General features: G+C 69.9%; 2 protein-coding genes. Both read right to left on the reverse strand.

All coding sequences use genetic code 11. The annotated features are described in order from the left end of the window. Positions 1 to 4,474, reverse strand: a 4,474-nt coding sequence (locus tag ACFWYW_RS58730) for a LamG-like jellyroll fold domain-containing protein (protein WP_379641453.1), incomplete at its 3' end; no start/stop codon positions are given. 150 nt (positions 4,475 to 4,624) lie between these two features. Then, a complete protein-coding gene (locus ACFWYW_RS58735; RefSeq protein ID WP_379612688.1) occupies positions 4,625 to 5,185 on the reverse strand; it encodes a YbhB/YbcL family Raf kinase inhibitor-like protein in 561 nt (186 codons plus the stop codon). Between the last annotated feature and the right edge of the window lie 140 nt (positions 5,186 to 5,325).

A 5,325-nucleotide genomic window follows, 5' to 3' on the forward strand; every position in this document is an offset into this window, starting at 1 on the left:
GGGGACGGGGGCGCCGCGGCGGCTCCGCGACCCCGTGGCAGGGACAGCCGGAGTCGTTGTCGTTGAGCGCGTCTTCTGAGACGGCCGACATCTCCGACCACAGGGACAGCAGGTCGATCAGGGTCTCGTCCGCGGGGCCGCGCAGCACCCAGACGTCGTCGACGTGGCCGGACCAGTTGGCCGAGGTGCCGCCGCGGCCGATCTGCGCCGAGGTGACCGGCCCGGTCAGGGTGACGTCGTGGCGGTAGGACTTGACCTCCGCCTCCGGAGCCGCTTCGAGGGTGCCGTTCACCCAGAACTCCAGCGACTTCTCCCGCGCGTTGTAGACGATCGCGAGGTGGTCCCAGTCGCCGAACCCGGTGTGGAAGGCCGGGTGTTCGACGATGCCGGCGCCCGGGATCTCCACCACGTAGCGGCCGATCTCCCCCATGTCCGGATCGCCGCGGCCGGGATCGAACTTCACCCGCAGCGCGCTGCCGCCGGCCGTGGGCAGGTCGAGCACGGTCATCGCCTTGCGCGCGGTCCCGCTGGTCTCCACCCAGGCCGAGAGGGTGAAGCTCTCCCTCGGGTCCAGGATCGCCGCGGCGATGCCGGCGTAGTCGCCCGCCGCGCCGGGCAGGTGGAGAGAACCGGGCACGGCGCTGTTGCTCATGGGGGTCTTGGGCACGAAGCGGGCGGCGCCGTACAGGCGGACGGGGGTTCTGATGGCCTCGCCGCTGTCGTCGGGAGCGCGGTTGAGGTGCCACTTGTGCGCCACCGTCAGCATCTCCTTCGACAGCGCCGCCGCCTCCTCGACGGTGACGATCCGGTCGTAGACGCGTACGTCGTCGATCTTCCCGGGGAAGAAGTCGAGCGGCGTGCCGGCCCACTGGACCCGGCCGATCGTGAGCGGGCCGCCGGCCCGCCACGCGCTCGTGTAGTCCATCTCGGTGCCGGGCTCGCCGTTGACGTAGACGCGCACCTTCTTGGCGACGGCGTCGTACACGCCCATCAGATGGGTCCATTCGCCGGGTCTGGCGGGCTTGGCCGACCAGGCGCTGGAGGACGGGACCGACGTCGAGTCGGCGTTCATCCGCCAGAACACCCACTTCTTGGCGTTCGGGTCATAGCGCAGGCAGAAGCCCGACACGTTGACGCCGTCCTGGGCCGCCACGGTCGCGTACCCCGTGGGCAGGGTGTCGGGCAGCTTGGCCCACGCGGTCACCGTGAAGCTCTGCGTGGTGTCCAGCACCGCGCCGTCGGTACGGGCGAACGCCGTCGTGCCGTTGCCGGCCATCGCGGTGCCGCGCGAACCGGCCACGCCCAGTTGCGGCGTGCCGGACACCCGGGCGGGGAAGCGGCCCTGCGCGTCGGCCAGGGTGGCCGATCCGGCGGGGTCGTTGAGTTTCCAGTGCGCCTTCGGCGCGCGGCCGGGGGCGACGCGGAACCGGTAGACGGCCGAGCCCTTGGAGTAGTTGCCCGCCTGGTCCCTGACGCGTACGTAGAGGCTGTTGCTGCCGATGACCTTGGGGAGAAGCTGCACCGTCTCGGTGGCGCTGCCCGCGGTCCGGCGGCGGAACTGGGTGGGATCCTCGTTCACCGCGTACGCCCACTCGGTCACCGACGGGTCGAAGGTGACGATGAACCTGCCGTAGCGGCCCATGCCGTCCTGCGGCACCTGTGCCGGATCCAGGGGGTTCTCCGCGACGTACCCCTCGGGCCCTGGCGAGGTGATCACCGGCAGCGGCGGCGCCTTGGTGTCGAAGACGAAGTAGCAGGCGGTCGCCGCGCCGTTCGAACTCCACGGCCCCTTGCCCTTGCGGCTGTCCCAGGCCCTGACCTGCCAGTTGATGACCGTGTTCTCCGGCAGCAGCCCGCGCGGAACGTGCGCCATGAAGCTGTTGGCCACCTTGCCCGACCTGGCGCTCTTCGGGTCGGTGAAGTGCCGCCACGTCCGGGGTTGCCCGGCGGCGTTCTTCCAGGACACCAGGAACTCCGCCCGGACCTTGTCGGCGGTGCGGTGGTAGGTGTCGGGGTCGCGCAGGTTCTTGGCGATCAGCTTCGGCGTGGACCAGTTGAACACCGACGGGTTGCCCGGCCCCTTGCACGGGCCGCCCGGCTCCATCTCCAGCTGGCTCATTCTCGGCTGCAGCGGCGGCCGGTTGTAGTGCACGCGCAGATAGGCGCGCGACTCGAACCGCTTCCAGGCCAGCTGATCGCCCTCGTCGGCGGCGCGCAGCCCGAACGTGGTGTCCCGCCAGCCCTTCTCCGCCGCTTCCCTGACGCCCGAGGTGACGTTGAACAGCACGTCACCGGCCGGGCAGGTACTGCCGGCGCACCCCGACCAGCCCTTGGCCACGTTGCGGCTGTCCAGCTTGCGCAGCCAGTTGTCGGAGGTCGAGTTCCAGGTGGAGTTCTTGCCGAACGCCTTGGCCAGGTGGATGTTCACCGGCCGCTTGCTGCCCGAGGCCGCCCACACCTCCCGCACGTGGAACTCGGCGGACAGGATCTGCTTGCCGGCCAGCCACCCGGTCGGGACGCGGTAGAACAGCCGCTTCTTGTGCGGGGAGCCGCAGCTGCGGCCGCTGGACGGCAGGCCGATCGGGCACCGGCCTATCCCCTGGTCCTTGGTGAAGTTGTAGATCTCGAACCCGCTGCTGGCCACCATGAGGTTGGCCGAACTCATCGGCGTGCGGTACATCGGGTCGATGTACACCGGGAACGTGGTGTCGGCCGCGTTCAGCATGGCCGCGTCCGGGACCAGCGTGAGCCGGCCGCCGGACAGCTCGGCGCCGATCGTGGCGATCTTCGAGGCGTCGCCCGGGGCCGCGTCCGTCGCATGGGTGGCCGGTGGATCCACCGGGCCGTCCTCACCGGCCGTCATCGCGCTCGCGCCTCCGGGAGCCGGCGCCGAGTCCCACATGATCGGCTTGGGCGCCTCGAAGATCACCGCGTCGTTGGCCGGATCGACCGCCTCCTGCGTGCCCTCCGCGTTCGTGCTCACCGTCAGCGTCGGCGCGGCCAGCGTCAGGGTCAGCGTGGCCAGCCTGGGGTCCTGCGCCGCGGCCGGGGTCTTGACCACCAGCGTGTGCGCGAACCCGTCCGGTGTCGCCTTCACCCGCAGGTCCACGTCCGGGCCCAGCACGCCGCTGTACACGGCGGTGTCGTGGTCCAGGGTCGGCGTGGGCAGCGCGCTCGGCCAGGTCAGCGACATCGTGTGGCCGGAACGGGTGAGCGTCGCCATCGGTCCCGCCCCGCCGGCCGACAACCTCAGATCCACCAGCGAGGTGTACGGCCGGACCGCCCCGTCCTTGAACCGCAGGCCGTTGTACAAGGGAACCCACGTGTCACCCTGTCTCATGCGGATCGGGGTGAGCCGGTCGTGGACGTACATGGTGCCCTCGGGGGTGGCGTACACCTCCCGCGCCTCACCCCGCTCGGCGAGCACCTCCACCAGCTGGCCCGAGGTCTCCGCGGCGGCCAGCGCCTCGGCCTCGGTCTGCCGCGGATCGGTGGAGACGGTCCACTTCCGCTCCGTCAGCGCCACGTTGTCCAGGAAGGCCGTCAGCTCGCCCTTGCCGCCGAGCTGGAACGTGAGCGCGCCCTGGGCGGTGTCGGCGGTGGAGTCGAAGGTGTAGGTGAAGCGCTGCGGCTGGTCGGTCAGCTCCACGTCGGTGGCGAAGATCTCCGGGCAGGTCTCGGTCTCCTCGCAGACCACGGCCCTGATCGCCACCTCGGCCGTGGCGTGGGCGTCGAAGGACAGCGTGTAGGTCCGCTTGGCCTGCAACGTCCGGCCGCTCTGGCGTACGTGCGCCTGCGCGGGTTCGGTGGTGCCGCCGGCCACGGTGATCTTGGCGGCGCCGTTCTCGGCCGCCAGCGTGGCCGGGCCGGCCGCCTGCCAGGACGAGGTGTCGGTGGTGAACTCCCCGTTGACCAGCAGCTTCTTCGTGAACGAGCCCCGCCCGTAGAAGGCGACCTTCTGGTAGGTCCAGCCTTCGGCCAGCGCGCGGGCCTTCTCCGCCTCGCCCACGACGTACCGGTGGGACGGGCCCTTGATCAGCTGATGGACGGGGAGCAGTCCCTCCCCGTCCGCCGCCTGCGCGTGGAACCGGACGCCCTCGTCCACGTACCCCTGCACCACGGCCTGATCGCGCTCGGCCGGGTCGAGAGTGAAGATGCGGTCGCCGCCGGACTTCCGCATGCCGGACACCGGCGACAGGCCCGTCACCGGTTCACGCGCGACGTGCAGAACCTGGCCCTCGGGGGTGTAGCCCCATTTGGCCACAGCGCTGTCGTACTCCGTCTCCCAGGTGGTGAACAGCGTGTTGTCGGTCGTGGTGGTGCCGCGTAATCGGTACAGCGGTTTGACCATCCACGCGGTCGCGACGTCCACCGCCTCGGCGTCCGCCCTGGGCGGCGTCCACACCGTGATGACCATGCCCGCCGTGACCAGCGCCGCCGCGGTCAGGACGGCCGCCCACCTTCGTAGCCCCATGCGTACTCCCCTGGTACACGATTCCCCGTGGCATGTGATTCGCCTCAGCATCGATCGGGGCTCGCCGGGTGGGTAGAGCGGCGCCGCCGGTTGGGAAAACGTGGGAAAGGTGAACGACGCGGGAGCGGGCTCCCGCGTCGCCGCGCCGGTTCAGGACTCCCCGGACAGCCTCGCCGACCCCAGCGACGCGTTGCCGATGACCCGCGCCGCGGTCTGCGTGGACGAGCTGGAGGTCAGTTCGGACAAGGTCGCCCTGTTGAGCGCGTGGACCACGAACTCGTAGGTGTTCACCGTGCGCGGCGAGCAGGGGCCCTGGTATCCGAAGAGGCTCGCGCTGCCGCGGTAGTAGACCTGCCTCGATCCCGAGGGGATCGAGGGCCGGTAGGCGTGATCGACATTCTGCGGGAGCGAGGTCACGCTCACCGCAATGTCATAGATCACCCAGTGAATGAGATTGTTGTTGTCGAGGTCACGCATCACGATCGCGTAGCTTCTGGCGGCGGCCGGGGCGCCGGACCACGACAGCGGCGGGGACTCGTTCCTCTGGCGCGGGTCGCTGCCGCCGCTGGTGCATTCGTGAACCTTCGGGATCACGCCGCCGGGCGAGAAGGCGCTGCTGGTCAAGGCGAACGCCCGGGACGAGGCCGCGGCCGGCGGGGTGGCGCACATGACGACGAGGAGGGCGTACAACACGACTCGGACGACGGTCATGGAGGGCTCCTAAGGATGGTTCCGATCCATCCACACATATACGGAGATCGTCGCCACACTTTATGAATGACGCCTTTATCCCACCACCATTCATTTATGCATAACATCGCCTTTTGTAGGATTTATCGGGAGATATTGGC

The sequence above is a fragment of the Nonomuraea sp. NPDC059023 genome (assembly GCF_042740095.1).
Lineage (GTDB): Bacteria > Actinomycetota > Actinomycetes > Streptosporangiales > Streptosporangiaceae > Nonomuraea.

Coding starts and splice junctions, on each gene's coding strand:
- ACFWYW_RS58735 (WP_379612688.1), bottom strand. CDS start 5,185: ATGACCGTCGTCCGAGTCGTGTTGTACGCCCTCCTCGTCGTCATGTGC.